The sequence below is a fragment of the Longimicrobium terrae genome (assembly GCF_014202995.1).
GTDB lineage: Bacteria > Gemmatimonadota > Gemmatimonadetes > Longimicrobiales > Longimicrobiaceae > Longimicrobium > Longimicrobium terrae.
In genome coordinates this window covers 21,983-37,655 of record NZ_JACHIA010000007.1, presented here as the reverse complement: position 1 = coordinate 37,655, position 15,673 = coordinate 21,983, and the positions used below count along the sequence as shown (strand labels likewise).

At 66.9% G+C, this 15,673-nt stretch carries 18 protein-coding genes; 4 read left to right on the top strand and 14 right to left on the bottom strand.

Features of this window, described 5'->3' with window-relative positions; translation table 11 throughout:
- Window positions 1–46 precede the first annotated feature (46 nt).
- Complete coding sequence (locus tag HNQ61_RS13430; RefSeq protein WP_183685683.1) at window positions 47–1,123, bottom strand: hypothetical protein; 1,077 nt, start codon at window positions 1,121–1,123, stop codon at window positions 47–49.
- A 73-nt stretch (window positions 1,124–1,196) separates the two neighbouring features.
- Entirely contained in the window at window positions 1,197–1,985 is a 789-nt protein-coding gene (locus tag HNQ61_RS13425; RefSeq protein WP_170033734.1) for an RNA polymerase sigma factor, read from the bottom strand.
- Window positions 1,986–2,211: 226 nt separating this feature from the next.
- Between HNQ61_RS13425 and HNQ61_RS13420 the strand changes: the two genes are divergently transcribed.
- Window positions 2,212–3,042 carry a hypothetical protein gene (locus HNQ61_RS13420; RefSeq protein WP_170033732.1) on the top strand — a complete coding sequence of 277 codons (831 nt, stop codon included), beginning with the start codon at window positions 2,212–2,214 and terminating at the stop codon, window positions 3,040–3,042.
- A gap of 45 nt (window positions 3,043–3,087) precedes the next feature.
- Window positions 3,088–3,936: a caspase family protein gene (locus HNQ61_RS13415; RefSeq protein WP_170033730.1), complete on the top strand. Its 849-nt coding sequence runs from the start codon at window positions 3,088–3,090 to the stop codon at window positions 3,934–3,936.
- A gap of 135 nt (window positions 3,937–4,071) precedes the next feature.
- Here HNQ61_RS13415 and HNQ61_RS13410 read toward each other — a convergent pair whose 3' ends face one another.
- From HNQ61_RS13410 to HNQ61_RS13385, 6 genes are all read right to left on the bottom strand, one after another.
- The gene (locus tag HNQ61_RS13410; RefSeq protein WP_170033728.1) at window positions 4,072–4,536 is read right to left on the bottom strand and encodes a hypothetical protein; all 465 of its coding nucleotides are present in this window, start codon (window positions 4,534–4,536) and stop codon (window positions 4,072–4,074) included.
- A gap of 268 nt (window positions 4,537–4,804) precedes the next feature.
- Window positions 4,805–5,020, bottom strand: a complete 216-nt coding sequence (locus HNQ61_RS13405; protein ID WP_170033727.1) for a pinensin family lanthipeptide — start codon at window positions 5,018–5,020, stop codon at window positions 4,805–4,807.
- 226 nt (window positions 5,021–5,246) lie between these two features.
- A complete protein-coding gene (locus HNQ61_RS13400) occupies window positions 5,247–5,540 on the bottom strand; it encodes a hypothetical protein (protein ID WP_170033725.1) in 294 nt (97 codons plus the stop codon).
- A gap of 85 nt (window positions 5,541–5,625) precedes the next feature.
- Window positions 5,626–5,832, bottom strand: coding sequence for a hypothetical protein (locus HNQ61_RS13395; protein WP_170033723.1), 207 nt, complete (start codon window positions 5,830–5,832; stop codon window positions 5,626–5,628).
- A 118-nt stretch (window positions 5,833–5,950) separates the two neighbouring features.
- The gene (locus tag HNQ61_RS13390) at window positions 5,951–7,282 is read right to left on the bottom strand and encodes an alpha-amylase C-terminal beta-sheet domain-containing protein (protein WP_170033722.1); all 1,332 of its coding nucleotides are present in this window, start codon (window positions 7,280–7,282) and stop codon (window positions 5,951–5,953) included.
- Window positions 7,283–7,592: 310 nt separating this feature from the next.
- Window positions 7,593–7,862, bottom strand: a complete 270-nt coding sequence (locus HNQ61_RS13385; RefSeq protein WP_170033720.1) for a pinensin family lanthipeptide — start codon at window positions 7,860–7,862, stop codon at window positions 7,593–7,595.
- 489 nt (window positions 7,863–8,351) lie between these two features.
- On the opposite strand from HNQ61_RS13385, the gene HNQ61_RS13380 reads away from it, so the two are divergent.
- Window positions 8,352–8,546, top strand: a complete 195-nt coding sequence (locus HNQ61_RS13380; RefSeq protein WP_170033718.1) for a pinensin family lanthipeptide — start codon at window positions 8,352–8,354, stop codon at window positions 8,544–8,546.
- Window positions 8,547–8,663: 117 nt separating this feature from the next.
- Here the strand turns inward: HNQ61_RS13380 and HNQ61_RS13375 are convergent, their stop codons facing one another.
- Window positions 8,664–9,224 (bottom strand): SUKH-4 family immunity protein, encoded by a 561-nt coding sequence (locus HNQ61_RS13375; RefSeq protein WP_170033716.1) that lies wholly within the window; start codon window positions 9,222–9,224, stop codon window positions 8,664–8,666.
- A 305-nt stretch (window positions 9,225–9,529) separates the two neighbouring features.
- Between HNQ61_RS13375 and HNQ61_RS13370 the strand changes: the two genes are divergently transcribed.
- Window positions 9,530–10,327, top strand: a complete 798-nt coding sequence (locus HNQ61_RS13370; RefSeq protein WP_170033714.1) for a CHAT domain-containing protein — start codon at window positions 9,530–9,532, stop codon at window positions 10,325–10,327.
- Between the two features lie 216 nt (window positions 10,328–10,543).
- On the opposite strand, the gene HNQ61_RS13365 is transcribed toward HNQ61_RS13370, so the two are convergent.
- The 5 genes from HNQ61_RS13365 to HNQ61_RS13345 all read right to left on the bottom strand — a co-directional run bounded on the left by HNQ61_RS13365 (window position 10,544) and on the right by HNQ61_RS13345 (window position 15,520).
- A complete protein-coding gene (locus HNQ61_RS13365) occupies window positions 10,544–11,053 on the bottom strand; it encodes a hypothetical protein (protein WP_170033712.1) in 510 nt (169 codons plus the stop codon).
- Window positions 11,054–11,152: 99 nt separating this feature from the next.
- On the bottom strand, window positions 11,153–11,689 hold the full coding sequence (locus HNQ61_RS13360; protein ID WP_170033710.1) for a hypothetical protein: 537 nt from the start codon (window positions 11,687–11,689) through the stop codon (window positions 11,153–11,155).
- A 7-nt stretch (window positions 11,690–11,696) separates the two neighbouring features.
- Entirely contained in the window at window positions 11,697–11,837 is a 141-nt protein-coding gene (locus HNQ61_RS13355) for a hypothetical protein (protein ID WP_170033708.1), read from the bottom strand.
- An 86-nt stretch (window positions 11,838–11,923) separates the two neighbouring features.
- On the bottom strand, window positions 11,924–12,499 hold the full coding sequence (locus HNQ61_RS13350; protein ID WP_170033706.1) for a hypothetical protein: 576 nt from the start codon (window positions 12,497–12,499) through the stop codon (window positions 11,924–11,926).
- Window positions 12,500–12,646: 147 nt separating this feature from the next.
- Window positions 12,647–15,520, bottom strand: coding sequence for an FAD-binding and (Fe-S)-binding domain-containing protein (locus HNQ61_RS13345; RefSeq protein WP_170033704.1), 2,874 nt, complete (start codon window positions 15,518–15,520; stop codon window positions 12,647–12,649).
- Between the last annotated feature and the right edge of the window lie 153 nt (window positions 15,521–15,673).

The window sequence follows — 15,673 nt, the reverse complement described above, 5'->3', positions numbered from 1 at the left end:
CGAAACAGAAACGGGCCGCTCCACTGAAGCGGCCCGTTTCTGCATTTCAGGGAGCCTTGGCGATCTCTATCATCAAGGCTTTCAGAGAATCCTCGAGAGCCCCCCAGTCGCGGGTGCCCTCCGCAGCCAACGCGGTACGAACGCTGTCCAGGGCAGCCTTTGCCTGCTCGTCGTGCGCGACCAGCGGTTCCAGTGCGCGTGGCGGCGTGCGGGTGGCACGGGCGCGGAAAAACTCTTCATTCCGGCCATGCGCGGCCAGGGTGGCGGCTTCTACCCAGGCCCCCGCCTTCAGCGGATCGCGCCCGAGATCCTCTTCGAGCCGCGCCGTCCCTTCCTTCACCAGCGGCAGGAGCGCTTCGGGAGCGTCCGTCGCACGAGCCTCGATGCGGCCGAACGGACCCGTTCCTAGGGGAAGGGCGAGGTATCGAGAGTTGATCTGTCCGGCGAGCGTCCTGGTATTTTCCACGTCGCGCCCGCGTACGGCTACGGACAGATCCACCAGCATCGCGCCGGCACTCGCGGCATCTCCTGCTCCCCCGAGTTCATCCCCGAAGCCGCGATTCTCATCCCATCCCCGGTTCTTCAGCCATCCAGCAGGAAGCCCGGCCCCTTCCGGCCCGAGCGCCGCGGCGAATTCTACCGGGCTCGCCGAGGCCGGATTCCGGCCGCGGACAAACAGTCCGCTCGCCAGCGCCAGCATCAGAACGGCCGCCCCGGCCATGGAGCGCCGCCGCCACCCTCCCCTGCGTGGGGGGAGGGGATAGCCGCGGTCCGGCCGCGCCTCGGGCGCGTCCGGTTCAGCGGCATCGTCCGGGTCGCCCCGCACCACTTTGGCGCGGGTCGGCACGGAGAACACCCGGGGCGGCGTGGCCTCCGGGGGACGCTGCTCAGGGGCGGCAGGGTCCTGCCCGGTCGCCGCCACAGGGTGCTGCAGGACGCCGGCTTCGCGCGCCAGTTCATCCTCAGCTTCTATCTCGCGCAGCATGGCCGCTGTCTCGGCGAAAACATGGTAGGCCTCACCAGAGATCGCCAACTGTGCCAGCAACTCATCGCGCTCACGATCACTCAGTTGCCCGTCGAGCAGCGCAGAAAGCCGCTCGGCGTCGTTTACGGGCTCCTTCACCGGCCACCTCCCGTCATGGATGCGTTCTCATCCTGTTGGACGGCCGCGCACGTAAAAAGTCCCCAAGCGGGCGTCACGCTCCATCTCCTTCCGGCAGAATCTCGCGTACGCTCTCCTTATCGATGCCTTGAGCCTCCAACTCCGAACGAAGCTGTTTGCGCACGCGGTCCAGTCGACGGTAGAGGGGCTTCTGCTCCAACTTCAGCGTGCGGGCAATGGCGGCGATCGTGAAATCATCCACGTAATGCATCCGGGCGATCACCGCGTCGATCGGATCGAGAGCCGCCATGGCGTGCTGCAGCGCCGTGAGTACACGGACGCGCTGAGCGGCGGTTTCCGCGGCGGCGACATGCTCGTCCGCCTGCTCCGAAGCCGCCGCGCTGCCCAGCGCCATGTCAGACGAGTCATGTTCCGGACGCAATGGCTCCCGGATCCGCAACTCTTTGAACAGGTGAGCCAGTTCGGTGTCCGTTTTTTCAGTGCGTCCCGCAGTGCGCAGGAGTTGACCCGCCTGGGCGATCGTATACCCGTCGCGGTACACCAGCCGTTCCAGCTCAGGGGCGGGCGGTCCCAGTCGCTGCGCGGCCGCGGAAAGCCGCCAGCGGCCTCCGTGCAGCCTCTGGTACTCCACCGATTGGTAGTTGACCACCGTTGTCAGATACGTCGTCAACTTCGCCGTACCCCTGAAATCGCGGATTACGGCGTAATCGTCGTCCATCAGCCTCACCCTGATCCAAGCGGCGAAATCGTCGGCATCGTCGCCGCGTAACCCGGCGCGGCGGCTGGCCATATCGATGAGGCGGTCGATGTAGCCCAGATTGTCCAGAAACAGCTTCTCAGCTTCCAGCCGGTCAGGAGGCATCCGCGGCGGAGTGCATGGGGGAGCGCCAAATGGAATGGAGCAACAAAGATATCGGCGCGGCGCGCCCGCATCAACAAGGCCGCTTCTGGGCGGCCCAATCAACCTTTCACGACACAGGTGAGAAAAGTCTGTGGTGAGGCCGACGAACTGGAAGCGGGACAGACAGAACCGCGGCGGGACAGCGTTCCCGGCCTTCATCCACCGTTACACCACGCAGGGGAGACCCATGGCATTCACGCTTCGCATCACCTTCTCCGGGCTGTGCCTGTTCGTTCCCGAGCCCACCGCCGGGCCGGCCACCGGACGCATGCACGTCCTGCTCCCCGGCATGGGCGGGCATGCCCACCACGGAGCCGACCGGCACGTGCCGGTGCTGTCGTACGACGCGGGCTACCTGGTTCCCGGCGGGCCTTCGCTGGACGTGCCCGCGCTGGCCCTGCTGGAGGGAGGGGCGATGACGGTGGTGGACGGGGACGGCGCCAGTCTGGCGGTGTGCAATCAGGTGGTGGACCTGGGCGAGGTGACCGGCCGCGGGGTGGACCCCGACCATCTGGGCCCCGACAACCGCAAGAAGCTGGTGTCGCGCGTAACGCTGGGCGCGGGCGCCATGACCCGCGTTGCGCCGGGCGCGTGCTGGGAGTGGCGCCCGGGCGAGTTTCGCCCCATCGCGCACCGGGCCGAGTGGGAGATCCCCAACATGCCGGGCGACAGCGTGACCTTTACGACTGTTCCGCTGAGCGGCGGCGGCACGGCCCGCGACCTGGGAACGCTGTACGCCCGCGACGGCCGCATCAACGTGGACCTGTTTCACGAACCCCAGGACGAACTGCCTCCCTCCCCGGCGCCGCTGGACCACGGCAAGATGCCCATGCCGGGCGATCCGGCCGCGCACTTCACCGCCTACTACGGCCTGTTCGGCGCGCCGGTGCCGGTGGTGCTGCCCCGCTACTGGGGACCGCTGTCCGAAGCTCCCCAGCTTCCCGGCGGATGCCCGGCGCTTCCGCCCGAGCAGGGGATGCGCGTGTTCAGCTGCATCATCGGGACGGCGAGCCTGTAGCCCCGCCGTCCTCCGGACACCGACTTCAAGGGAGAAAGATTCATCATGTCCCGAGCCATGTCCATCCACATCGGCGTGAACCGGCCGTGCCACCGCCAGGCGGGCGGCCGCCCCCTTCAGTACAGCGAGATCACCGCGTGGCGAATGGCGGAGCTCGCCAACCAGGCCGGGTACGATTCGCTGCAGGTGCTGCAGGGGCAGGCGGCCACCCGGTCCGCGGTTCTGCAGGCGCTGTCCGGCGCCGCCGGGGTGATGTCTCAGGGTGACACGCTCCTGGTGACCTTTTCCGGCCACGGGGTCCCCCTGCCGGACCAGGACGGAGACGAGCGCGACGGCCTGGACGAGTCGTGGTGCCTGGCCGACAGCACGCTCCGGGACGATGAACTGGCCGAGCACTGGCGCCTGTTCGAGCGCGGCGTGCGCATCGCGGTGGTGGCGGAAAGCTGCTACAGCGGGGGCTCGGGGAGGGATGACAAGGACTACGTCTGCGTGCCGCCGCGGCCGGGCGGGGGACAGCGCTTCCGGGGGACGAGGGGGGCGGGGATGGACGATCAGGAGGCCGGCAACCCCTGCATCGTCGAGGCGGCCAGCGACGACGACGATATCCGCGCCAGCGTTCTGCTGCTGGCGGCGTCGGGGGAAAAACAGAGTGCGCACGACGGCGTTTTCACCCGCTACCTGCTGGATGTATGGCAGGACGGTACGTTCCGGGGCAGCTACTGCAATCTCTTTCGCGAAGTGCACCGGCGGGTCACGGCGGAGTACTCATCCCAGCATCCGCAGTTGAAGATGCTGGGCGCGCCCGATCCGGAGTTTTCCATGGCGCCCGCCTTTCACCGCGACGGCACCACACGGGGCGCCCGCTACCGCGGCGCGATCCGGATGGTCGGCTGACTGACCGTTTTCACTCGATCACACGATGCGGGGCGCGGATCCATCGCGCCCCGCCTTGTCGTTCTGGGGCCCGCGGCTGAGCCTGCCGCCGCGCGCCGTCCAGTCACCGCGGCGTGTTCGCGGTGGATGCCGCGATCAGGAGTGCTCCGCGCATGCGTGCTCCACGCGCGTGGTCAGGCGGTCGAGCGCGTCGAACGGGAACGGCGCGTCCCAGTGCGAGCGGTAGCCCTCCGCCCGCGCGCGGCCGGCCAGGTCCCGCAGCCCGCGCCAGAGCGGCAGCACCATCTCCAGCGGCGTGCCCCACTGCTTCACCGTCACCTCGCCCTTTTCGCCGGGCCGGCGCCCCCACCGGTACGTCACCACCTCAAAGATGACAGCGGATGGATCGAACGATCGGAAGCGCCAGTCGTGCTCGACGGGTTCTTCGCAGATGCGCGCCACGTACTCGCCCGGCCCGCTGAGCACGCCGTGCAGGGCCGCCACCAGTTCGCTCACGAAGTCGTACGGCATGTACGACACGTCGAACGGAAACGGGCCGTCATCCAGCTCCAGCGTGACGGGAAGCCAGCCGTGGTGAGCCCTGCCGAATGTGACCTTCATCGCGCGGCACCGGAATGGAGGGTGGCGATCAACCTCCGCGGCGCGGCGGTGAGAACCGCTCGCGTTCCGCGGACCATCCAACCTGAAGCCGGCCCTGTGCGCCCGCAACGTCGGATAGAATCAGCGTGCACCCAGCCGCGTTCGCCGGGATCACACCGATGGAGCACGATAGAGCCAGCGGTTCTGATGATGGGTTGCGGCGGGACGCCGCCTGGAGGGATGGACTGGAGCGCGCCGGCGCCCGGGCGGACGCCGGCGCGCAACCCGCTCAGCAGCGGATGCAGATGTTGTTCACGAACGTGGCGTACCCCGGCTCAGACGGCTGGTAGCACTCCGCGCGCGTGCAGCGGCAGGTATTCTGGCCAATGCAGGTTCCCGCCGCGGAAATCTGCGCGCCCTGCACGGTGCCGCGCTCCGCGGATTCCGCGTCGGTCACGAAGCTGTCGATCCGCAGTTCATCGAGCTTCAGGCTCAGCTTCTTCATGGGGTTCCCCGTGGGTGCAAGGATGCGGGCGCGCATCATCATCGACGCACAGCCCAAATGTCTTCTATCGTCGTGAAAGGGATGCAAGGAGCGTGCGACGGTACCCACACCGGCGGCGCGATGATCGCGATCACAGGCCTGTGAGCCGGGTTGGAGGGCGTGCGCGGGGACTCGGGTCCGTCATCCACCCAACCCGCGACGTCCCGCTTGGTGCGACGGGTGCCGGCTAGAGCTGCACGGCGATCTTGGCGAGGGCCGCGATCCACAGAACCGCAAGCAGAACAACGCCGCCGCGCCGGCTTTCGCTGCATCCCCACCACAGGCGCCACACCAGGATCGTGGCGGCCGCCGCGAGCGCCAGCACCTGCACAGCCGCGGAAAGGCTCGTGTGCGGAAGCGCCGCCCTGATGGCGAACAGCACGCCGAAGAAGATGGCGAAGCGCACCGGCGGCGGCAGGCGCGACCGCGCGCAACTGGGGCCTGAAATGAAGTACGGGGCGGCGTCGGGAGCGGACGGCATCGGTCGGTCGAGAAGGGGAGGCGGATCACCCGCGGGCGCCGGGCGATCCGCCTCCTCTTACGGACTTCGCGGCGGAAAGGTTCGGTCAGGCGCAGCGGACGCAGGGGCCGCCGTTGTAGGCGGTTCCCCATCCCTGTTCGGTGTACGCGTAGCACTCCCACGGAATGCACGTGGCCTCGTAGACGCGCGTGATCACCATCTCGGCGTGCACGGTTCCGCCGCGTGCCGCCGGCGCATCGGTGCTGAACGTTTCGATCCGCAGGTCGTCGATCTTCAGGCTCAGCTTCTTCATCGATCCTCCAGAGTGCGTGGTGTCGGGCACGCGCACCGGACGGTGACGCGTGCCTCAATCCTCCCCGCCGTGGACGGACCTCGTTCGTCTGCCGCCACGGCGAGAACTACGCGGGTGGTCAGCGGGTCCACACCGCCCAGTCACTTCCCGACGCGGCGAGCGTCCAGCCTGTGCCGGGCGACCAGCTTCCCGGGCCGATCTTCATGGCCACGTTGTTGTTGATGATGGCCGCGTACCGCGTGGCGTCCGCCACCTGCACGGCGATGGTGCTGGTCGCGGTGATCCCCTTCTGCTTCCGGATCCCGATGAGCGTGCGGATCTTGTTCTGCAGGTCCGTTCCCCAGTCGAAATAGTGGGGCCAGTACACCGTGGGCGTGCCGGGGTGGGTGAGGATGTACGCGTATCCCTGCTCCACCTTGGCGCTGGGGAACGGCCAGTGGTTCTGCCCGCCGTCCGGCGAGGGCCCGGTGTCGTGGTTGTCCACGAAGGTCACGCTCATGGCCGGCCACCAGCCGATGGCGCCGGGAACGCACCCCATCCGCCAGTACTCGGTACGGTCCACGGCCAGCTGCAGTTGCCACTTGGTCGTGAAGTCGAACGCGGCGGAGCGGTCGCCCGTCGCGTTGATCCAGTCCATCAGTTTCTGGCGATGGTAGTTGATGCTGGAGCACGAGGCGTAGTAGTCGCCCGTGATGTCCGGCCACAGCTCGCCCACGGAAAAGTACGGCGTGGTCGCCGTGTTGTAGGCGCCCACGTACGACGCGGAAAAGCCCTTCACGTAGTCGTAGCGCCACCCGTCGAAACCCGCGTTGCTGGCGTTCTTCATCCAGGTGAGCCAGCTGGTGATTTCCGTCTGCACCGAGGCGTTGGTGTGGTCCAGGTCGCGGGCGGCCGCGTAGCCGTCACCCGTGTCAAAGGCGCCGGTGCCCAGGCCCCACTCATCGTTCTGCGTCACCGCCTGCGCGTTGCTGGCGAACGCGGGGCTGGTGAAGTCCGCCCAGTTGGTGGTGCCCACGCGGTGGTTGACGACGATGTCGCCGATGACCTTGATGTTGCGGTTGTGCAGGGCGGAGATGGCGGAGCGCAGCTGCGCGCCCGTGCCGTATTTGGACGCATCCAGGTTGCGCCACTCGTTGGGCAGGTACCCCGCCGAGTCCGCCGCGCGCGACGCGGGCGGAAGCCACACCATGGTGAACCCGGCCGTCTGAATGTCGGGTGCCTTGCTCGCGACGATGTTCCACCAGTCCCACCGGTGCGAGTTCCAGTGAAAGCCCTGCAGCAGCACGTCGCTGCCGGTGCCGGCGAACTGTGCGGCCCGTGGCGCGGCGGGTGTGGCCGGAGCCAGCGGCGTGGGCGCGTCCAGCCGGGTGGTGTCGCACCCCGCGGAGAGGGCGGCCCCCAGGGAAAGCGCGACGTACAGGAAGCGGAGCTTCAGAAGTTTCCTGCTCATGGTGGTTCACCGCAGGCTGAAGGGCGAGCGGATCGGTCCCGGAGCGGGGGCTCCGGGCGATCACGGACAGCGTACCTCGCCGCAGATTGCGCGCCGCTCCTAATCAGCCGTACTGATTGGATTTGCGAAAACGGCAGTTCCACCCGCGCACCAGAACGGGGCGCACGGTTGCACACATCTGGTCACATCATTGTGCTTGAACGGCCGTTGCCGAGGTACATTAGCCGCCTCACATCGCACAACATGAACAGCATGCGGTGGCAAAAAAACAGGCCGGGCACCCTGCGGTGCCCGGCCTGTCTGCGCCCGATCAGCCGCCGCACTCGCAGATGATCTGGTGGCCGGTGGCGCAGGTCTGCTCGCGCGTGCAGAGCGCCGTGCCGCCGCCCCCGCATCCGCCGCCGCACGAATTGGCGCAGGTGTCGGGACAGGTGTAGTCGCACGACCCGATGTCGTACGAACACTCGCAGATGATCTGGTTGCCGGTGGTAACGTGGGCCATGACGGTGCCGCGAAGGGGTGCATCCGGCGCGGTCTCGAACGAGTCGACGGCCAGGTCGTCCAGCTTGAGCTTCTTCATGAGAGTTCTCCGGAGATGGAAGTCGGATGCGGCCGGCGGACGCGCCTGGCCGGGGGATCTTCCCTCGAAGTCCACAGGCAGGATTTTCAGGTGAATCTTCCGCGGATGCACAACGTTGTGCGCCGGGAAGATGGGAGTTCAGGCTCCCGGTATGCGGACGGTTGAGGGAACCCGCCACGCAGCAGATTTTGTGCCGTTTATCGGCCTGAAATGTACGATTCTGTGACAATATGATTCCGCCGTGGTGGAGCCGGGTCAACGCCGCGCTGCGCCTTGTCGTCCGGGCTGGCGATCCTTGCCGCTCCGCTTGTCAGCCGCGCTCCGCGCCGTGCCTGGCGGCACCTGCCTGCGCGGGAAGGGATCGAAAGAAAGAACGAATCTCACCCCAGGATGCATGGATTTCACCCCACGGCCCTTGGAGGCGGAGAGAAAGGGATTAGCGTCATCAGACCAGCGGTATTCTTCTCTCCTCAACACGGAGCCGGACCCATGAAGAAGCTTGCCCTCAAGCTCAACGATCTGCAGGTGGAGTCGTTTGAAACGAACCTCGTGGAGGCGGAGCGCGGCACCGTGGAGGCGCACGCGACTGACGGGGTGTGCAGCGGCCTGCAGTGCACCGGAATGCTCAAGACCTGCGCGTTCACCTGCGAAGCGTCCTGCGAAACGCACGTCTGCTCCTGCTGACCAGCCGCGTACCTCCCGGCCGGAGCCGGCGGTCTGCTTCGCGGAGATGATGTGCAAGGGCGGGCGCCGGTCGGCGCCCGCCCTTTTCTGCGTGGCCGTCCGTTCGGCGGCCGCCTCTCATCCACCGGCCTGGCGGCTCTCCCACCCGCGCATCTCGGCGCCCCAGAGCGTGTCCGGCTCGCACGCCCGGGGATCGGCCGCGAACAGAAAATCTCGGAACTCCCGCTGCAGACCGGCGGGGACCGCCGCGTCCCAGTACGCGCCCGGCCCGCCGATGCGCTGCGCTTCCGCGATCAGGTTCCGGAAGCGGAGCAGCGTTTCCGCCAGGACGGGCACGTTGCGGTTGATGTACATCTCCGCCATCCCGTCATCGTGGTTCAGGCAGGCCACCGCGCCGTCCGGCATCACGACGATGGGGTCTCCCGATCCGTTGCCGCCGATGACCGTGTACTTCGCGTATTCGGCCGGCAGTCCCCACATCTCGGGCAGGGTCCGCGCATCCTCCGGCGGCGGGCCGAACGACAGAAATGGCGCCGCGTCCTCGGGAAGCCCCGCTTCGGCCAGGAAGCGCCGGTTCTCCTCGCTGACGGCTGCGTCCCGCAGGTGATCTTCCGGAAAGGCGACCAGCGGAATCAGATCATCACCCCAGGCAAGCTCGAATTCGGCGGGCGTCAGCATCGTTCCCGGTGTGAATGGATCGGCGTCGTTGATCTGCTCGCGGACCCGGGCAGGTCGCAGGCCACAGCGCCGCGGCCTGTCTGCGCCCCGCAACGCCTCATCGCGGTTCGATGATCGGGAGCGCTCGGAGGATGGAGAAACGGGAGTTGCCAGTCCGACAGATGTGCTGCACCAGCAGACTGCGTCCGCGCCTCATCCATCCACCACCGCCGTGTTCGTTCGGACGTGAACCCGCTCACCGGGAGGGGTTCGCGGCCGCGACGGACGGCGGATCGGCGGGCGCTCCATCAACCGGGAGACCCTTCATGCGCGAAAAGATCAGAGTGCTTTTCCTGGCCGCCGACCCGTTCCGGGACGGCGCGCAGCTGGAACTCGAGCAGGAGATGCGCGCGATCCGCCGCGCGCTGCAGCGGGGAAGCGCGCACGACACGCTGGAACTGGAGTCCAACTTCGCCACGCGGACGGGCGACCTGCAGCTGGCCCTGCTGACGTACCGGCCCCACATCGTCCACTTCTCCGGGCACGGCGGCAAGGACGGCGTCATCTACCTGAGCGGTGCGGAAGGCAACCCGGCCGCGGTGGGCAAGGCGGCGCTGGCCAGGCTTTTTTCCCTGCTGGACAGCGGGGTACGGGTGGTGGTGCTGAACGCCTGCCACACGCACTCGGTCGTGGAGGCGCTGCGGGACATGGTGGATTTTGCCATCGGGACCAACCGCGCCATCAGCGACGTGGCCGCCATCGATTTCTCGCGCGCGTTCTACACGGCGCTGGCGTCCGGTGCGGGCGTGCAGCAGGCGTTTGATCTGGGCGTGAACCAGCTGGAGCTGGATGGCAGCTACGACGCGGACGTGCCGGTGCTGCTCAAACAGTTCGGCGCGGACCACAGGCCGCTGCTCGCGACGTCCGCGACGAGCGACGAGAGCGCGCTCAAGACGCGGCAGCACTTGGAATCGGACAAGATCACGGGTACGGACGTGGAGATGGTCGGGCACGACCACAACGGCGCGGGCCGCCCCGCTGGCGGAGAGGTGGACCAGAGAGTTTCCGGAAAAGAGATCAACGGCGGCGCCATCCGGATGATCGGCGTGCGTACAACCCGCTGAGGCACGCCGTTTTCCATGGGAGGCGGATCCGTCGGGGAGCCGGCGCTCTGGCGCCGGTTTCCGTGGAACGCCCGGCGAATGAGCCGCGGCGATCAATACGGCTCCGTTTCGGCCCTCAGCCGTGGATCGCGGCGGAGGGCCGTAACGTGGGAGGATGTCGCTGAGACTGATTGCGGTGGATGGGCCCTTGCTGGCGCACGCTGCCGTGGGCCGCGCTCACGAGGCTTCCGGACCGCAGGGGTAGCGGATCGCCGTAACCGCTCCCGCCTGGTTGGTGGATGGACCGTTGTCCCACTCCTCCATGGCACGGCCACGAAGCGTGTCGCCGTCCAGCCGCCGCGACAGGATCAGTTCGGATCCGCTGAAATTGGTGTGGAATACGACGTGGATGCTGTCCGTCAGAGAGTCCGCGGCCCAGTACTGCGTCCCGCGGTGGCTGCGCGGATCGGCATCATCCCGCCCGTCCCGATCCAGCTTCGCGAGTCTCCACGCGGAATCACCGCGAACAGGGTAGGGCGTCGGATCGAGCCGAACCTTTGGAGGCGCGAAGTACAGGCTTTCCGACGCGGGGCGGCCGCGCTCGTCATACAGCGAGTAACAGCCGGTCATGTCGCCCGGGAGTACAACGGCCCGGTGCCCACCGGGGGCCCCGTACGTCGCACCACCGAGCCCCGCGAGCAGGGTGGCCAGCCCGATGACTCCAATCCGCCGCGATCCGATCACCATGCCTCTCGGTTCAAAATTCCAGTTGCTGACGGAGCGTTCACGCCCAACGGCATCCGCTTCACGACGCCAACTGACAAGACGCCTCCAGGTGACGTTTTATTACAGTGTTGCACTCACGGCGTCCAATGGCGCCGGCCAAACTACCTCACCCAGCCGGTCAGCCGGAGAAAGCAACACCACGGCTTTCGCCGCCAGCAACTGGGCCGATTTCGTTCTGCCAGCCTGAAGCCATCGACGGATCGCCAGTCCGACGTCGGTGCCTACGGATACGTCCAGTGATCGCCCTAGAAGATCAACCCGACGTCCCAGAAATCCTGGTTGGTCAACGGAGGTCCCGAATTTGGGAACGCCGAAGTCAGCCGTTTTATTCCGTTTAGCGTACCAGTCCCGCACTGGATTCCGCGCGAAGAATGTGTACACGTCGAAGTCGTTGATGCCGGCTTCTCCGTGGAGATAGTGACTGGCTGCTCCTTGGCAAAGAGCTGTTCCTAACACCCGGTTCTGATACTGGCCAGCCCATTCCGGGTGGCGGTCGAAGAAGTCGCTCAAATCATCAGCGGCGATTTGCGCGAGCCGTTGAAGGTCCGCCTGGGTAATTTGATGAAAAGAACGGCCTTCTGGTCCAACGTTGCTCATCTTTCCCTCACTTCGCCAAAGCCAGCAGCTCGGGCGTGGACACGGGCTTTCGGCCGTCGCAGAAGTCGGAGATCTGGTGGCGGCAGCTGAAGCCGCTGGCGACCACGTAGTCCGCCGGCGCACTGCTCCGCACCGCCGGAAAAAGCACGCGCTCCCCGCATGCCTTGCTGACGTCCTAGTGCCCATAGGGCAGATCAGCAGAACTCTGCAGAATTATGACACTTATCGGGTAAATCAAAGGTCATGCGTAACTACTCCTTCGGGAAGCCGTCCGATGTAGCTACCCAAACAGCCGTGAGCAAAGCGCACCATAGGCCCCACGTAGTCAGCTAGGCGGCGCATCACGTCAGCTATCTCGTCTGTGCTTACACCCATATACTGGATGAGATAGAGGGTTCTCAACTCGTCGGCGAAGACGCCTCTAGTGCTGGCGGGATTAAGGTCTGCACGAAAGCGCAAGCCGCTTTCAAGGTCGGCCATTTGGCTCAGTACCTCATCCCAGCGTTGGCTGCCCGGTTTGGGGTAATGGAAGAACTCATCACGGATAGGCTTCGCAATCCGCTCAACAAAGGAGCCTGCGAATGGTTCGAAAGCAGGACGAATGAGAGCCAGCATCGACTGGTCCGAAGCGTCCATCGTGTCGATAAACTTCTTGATCTCGGAATCTTCTAAACCTCCCGAAAGAAGCTTTGCCCCTTCTCGAAATTGTGCGCATGTAAGCCAAAAGTAGAATAGTCCTTCCGGCGAATCGGGCCCCTCTGCGAACTCCCGTTGCATCGCATCAAAGGATTGCAGGATGTCGTTGGCCATGAGCGTGAGACCAGCAATCCACTTTCCAAGTGCTGATCCAGCTGGAAACGCATCCCCTATCCTGAATCGTATCCACCGAATCTCGGAATTCATCTTCAACTGCTGCTAAGGGACGAAGAGCCGGACGTTCATTTTTGTAGCGCCTCTTCACTTCGCCAGTGCCAGCAGCTCCGGCGTGGACACGGACTTTCGGCCGTCGCAGAAGTCGGCGATCTGGTGGCGGCAGCTGAAGCCGCTGGCGACCACGTAGTCCGCCGGCGCGCTGTTGCGCACCGCCGGAAAGAGCACGCGCTCCCCGCATGCCTTGCTGACGTCGTAGTGCCCTTCCTCGTACCCGAAGCTGCCGGCCATTCCGCAGCATCCGCTGTCCAGAATCTCGAACTCCAGCCCCTCCACCTTGCTCAGCACCGCGCGCGTGGGCTCCATCCCCACCAGCGACTTCTGATGGCAGTGGCCGTGCACGACGGCGCGCCCCTCCAGCCGCCCGGGCTTCCAGTCCGGCAGCGCGGCCAGAAACTCTTCCAGCGTCACCGACGCCGCGGCCAGCGCCTTGGTGCGGCCGTCGCGCACCAGGTCGGGAAGCTCGTCGCGCAGGGTGAGGATGCAGCTGGGCTCCACGCCCACGATCCACGCTCCGTTTTCCACCTCCGGAACCAGCGTGTTCAGCAGATCCGTCTGCAGATCGCGCGCGTGGTCCAGCAGCCCCTTGCTGATGGCCGCGCGCCCGCAGCACACCTGCCGCTGCGGCAGCTTCACTTGGAACCCGGCGCGCTCCAGCACCGTCACCGTCGCCTTGAGCGGCTCCGTGCCAAAGAACCCGTTGAAGGTGTCATCCAGCAGAATGACGGTCGGCTTTCCGTCTGCCGGCGCCGCCGGTCGGCGCTTGAACCAGCGGCGGAACGGCTCCGGCGCGAAGGACGGCATCTCGCGGCGCGGGTCGATGCCGCCCATCCGCTTGATCATCCCGCTCATCATGCGGTTGCCGAAGTTGGCGAAACCGGGCGCGATGGAGGCCGCCTTCGCCACGTCGTGGATGCGGCCGAAGAACTGCGCCTTGCGGTCCACACCGTGCTCGCGGTGGTGCTGCGCCAGGAACTCGCTCTTGTAGCGCGCCATGTCCACGCCGACGGGGCATTCCGTCTTGCACGCCTTGCACGCCAGGCACAGGTCCAGCGCCTCCAGCACTTCCTTGCTGCGCATTCCCGGAAGGCTGCCCTGCATGGCCTCGCGCAGCAGGTTGGCGCGGCCGCGGGTGCTGTGCTGCTCCTCCAGCGTCACCATGAACGACGGGCACATCGTCCCCGCGTCCACCTTGCGGCACACGCCCATCCCGTTGCACTTCTCCACCGCCACCGCGAAGTCGCCGCCATCGTTCGTGTAGTCGAACCACGTCTGCGGCGGATGGGCGCGATAGTCGTCGCCGAAGCGCAGGTTCTCGCTCATCCGCTGCACCGGGGGGACGATCTTGCCCGGGTTCATGCGGCCTTCCGGATCGAACGCGCGCTTCACCTGCCGGTGCAGGTCCATGATCTCCGGCCCGAACATGATGGGCAGGAACTCCGACCGCGACAGCCCGTCGCCGTGCTCGCCGCTGAGCGATCCGCCGAACTCCACCACCAGTTCCGCCACCTCGTGCGCGATGCGCTGCATGCGCTCCACGTCTTCGCCGCGCTTCAGATTGAGATCGACACGGATGTGCAGGCAGCCCTGCCCCGCGTGCCCGAAGAAGCCGAGGGACGTTCCGTTGCGGCTGACGATCTCCTCGAAGCGCCGCGTGTAGGCGCCCAGCTTTTCCGGCGCGATGCCGGTGTCTTCCACGAACTCCTGCGGCTTGATGTCGCGGTGCGCCGTCGTTCGATACAGAAGCCCGGTCGCGGCCTGCCGCAGCGCCCACGCCGCCGTCTGGTCTCGCGCGGACAGAAAGACGCCCGCCGTGGGATTCCCCGGCAGCCCCGGCGCGCGCCGCGCAAAGTCGTGGGCGCGCTCGGCCACCTCGTCCGCCGTCTGCCCGCTGAACTCGCAGAACAGCACGCCCAGCGCGTCCGGCGAGGCGAGCGCGGCCGTGGCGCGAAAGTCCAGCAGTTCGCGCGCGCCCTGCATCACCCGCGAATCCACGATCTCCAGCGCCGTCAGCCCGGGCTCGTCCAGGATGAACGGCGTGGCGTCCATGGAGGTGAAGCGCTCGCGAAAGCTCAGCAGCACCAGACCGCGGTGCGGCGGCACGGGAACGAGCCCCAGCTCCGCCTGCACCACCGTCGCCAGAGTTCCTTCCGAGCCGACGATCATGTGCGCCAGGTTGACGTCGGGCGCCTCGAGCATGGCGTCGAAGTTGTAGCCCGATACGCGGCGCGGCACCTTGGGATAGCGCGACAGGATGCGCTCCCGCTCCGGCTCCAGGATGCCCAGGACGCGGCGGGCCAGCTCGCCCTCCGTTCCCGCCATGGTCGGCACCGCGTCGCGCGCGACGGAGCCGAAGTGGGCGGCCGCGCCGTCGTGCAGCACGCAGTCCAGCGTGTGCACGTGGTCGCCCGTCTTGCCGTAGACCAGCGAGCGAGCGCCGCACGAATTGTTGCCGATCATTCCGCCCAGGCAGCACTGGCGGATGGTGGCCGGGTCCGGCCCGAACGTGAGCCCGTGCGGCGCCGCGGCGCGGTTCAGCCGGTCCAGGCGCACGCCGGGCTGCACCACGGCGCGGCGCCGGTCCGGGTCGATGTCGATCACCCGGTTCATGTACTTGCCGAAGTCCAGCACCAGCGCGGGGCCCACCGTCTGCCCCGCGAGCGCCGTCCCGCCGCCGCGGGGCAGGACGGGAACGCCGTTTTCCGCCGCCAGCCGCACCGCCGCCATCACGTCCTCCGCGTCGCGGGGGATGACGACGCCCACGGGAAGGAGCTGATAAAGCGAGGCGTCGGTGCTGTACAGCAGGCGCGACTTGGCGTCGAAGCGGGTTTCGCCGCGGATGCGGTCCTTGAGGGCGCGCTCCAGGCGGGCTCCCTTTACGTCGGGCTGGATGACGAGCATCGGGATTCGGCTGCGTTCGATCGGACGGGGACGGGGGCGTACCGGAAAGTACCGCGCCGGGGTGCTGCGGGATACGTGCCGGGGAAGTGAGGAGAAGTGCGTGAGTGCGGGGTGCTGGGTGCGTGAGTGCGAGGGAAACGGATGTGGGTGGAT

Bases quoted from the DNA above. Each gene is read 5' to 3' on its own strand.
- HNQ61_RS13375 (WP_170033716.1), bottom strand. From the start codon at position 9,224: ATGCTGACGCCCGCCGAATTCGAGCTTGCCTGGGGTGATGATCTGATT.
- HNQ61_RS13370 (WP_170033714.1), top strand. From the start codon at position 9,530: ATGCGCGAAAAGATCAGAGTGCTTTTCCTGGCCGCCGACCCGTTCCGG.
- HNQ61_RS13365 (WP_170033712.1), bottom strand. From the start codon at position 11,053: ATGGTGATCGGATCGCGGCGGATTGGAGTCATCGGGCTGGCCACCCTG.
- HNQ61_RS13415 (WP_170033730.1), top strand. From the start codon at position 3,088: ATGTCCCGAGCCATGTCCATCCACATCGGCGTGAACCGGCCGTGCCAC.
- HNQ61_RS13385 (WP_170033720.1), bottom strand. From the start codon at position 7,862: ATGAAGAAGCTCAAGCTGGACGACCTGGCCGTCGACTCGTTCGAGACC.
- HNQ61_RS13425 (WP_170033734.1), bottom strand. From the start codon at position 1,985: ATGCCTCCTGACCGGCTGGAAGCTGAGAAGCTGTTTCTGGACAATCTG.
- HNQ61_RS13395 (WP_170033723.1), bottom strand. From the start codon at position 5,832: ATGAAGAAGCTGAGCCTGAAGATCGACGACCTGCGGATCGAAACGTTC.
- HNQ61_RS13345 (WP_170033704.1), bottom strand. From the start codon at position 15,520: ATGCTCGTCATCCAGCCCGACGTAAAGGGAGCCCGCCTGGAGCGCGCC.
- HNQ61_RS13380 (WP_170033718.1), top strand. From the start codon at position 8,352: ATGAAGAAGCTTGCCCTCAAGCTCAACGATCTGCAGGTGGAGTCGTTT.
- HNQ61_RS13360 (WP_170033710.1), bottom strand. From the start codon at position 11,689: ATGAGCAACGTTGGACCAGAAGGCCGTTCTTTTCATCAAATTACCCAG.
- HNQ61_RS13405 (WP_170033727.1), bottom strand. From the start codon at position 5,020: ATGAAGAAGCTGAGCCTGAAGCTCGATGAACTGCGGATCGACAGCTTC.
- HNQ61_RS13420 (WP_170033732.1), top strand. From the start codon at position 2,212: ATGGCATTCACGCTTCGCATCACCTTCTCCGGGCTGTGCCTGTTCGTT.
- HNQ61_RS13400 (WP_170033725.1), bottom strand. From the start codon at position 5,540: ATGCCGTCCGCTCCCGACGCCGCCCCGTACTTCATTTCAGGCCCCAGT.
- HNQ61_RS13350 (WP_170033706.1), bottom strand. From the start codon at position 12,499: ATGGCCAACGACATCCTGCAATCCTTTGATGCGATGCAACGGGAGTTC.
- HNQ61_RS13390 (WP_170033722.1), bottom strand. From the start codon at position 7,282: ATGAGCAGGAAACTTCTGAAGCTCCGCTTCCTGTACGTCGCGCTTTCC.
- HNQ61_RS13410 (WP_170033728.1), bottom strand. From the start codon at position 4,536: ATGAAGGTCACATTCGGCAGGGCTCACCACGGCTGGCTTCCCGTCACG.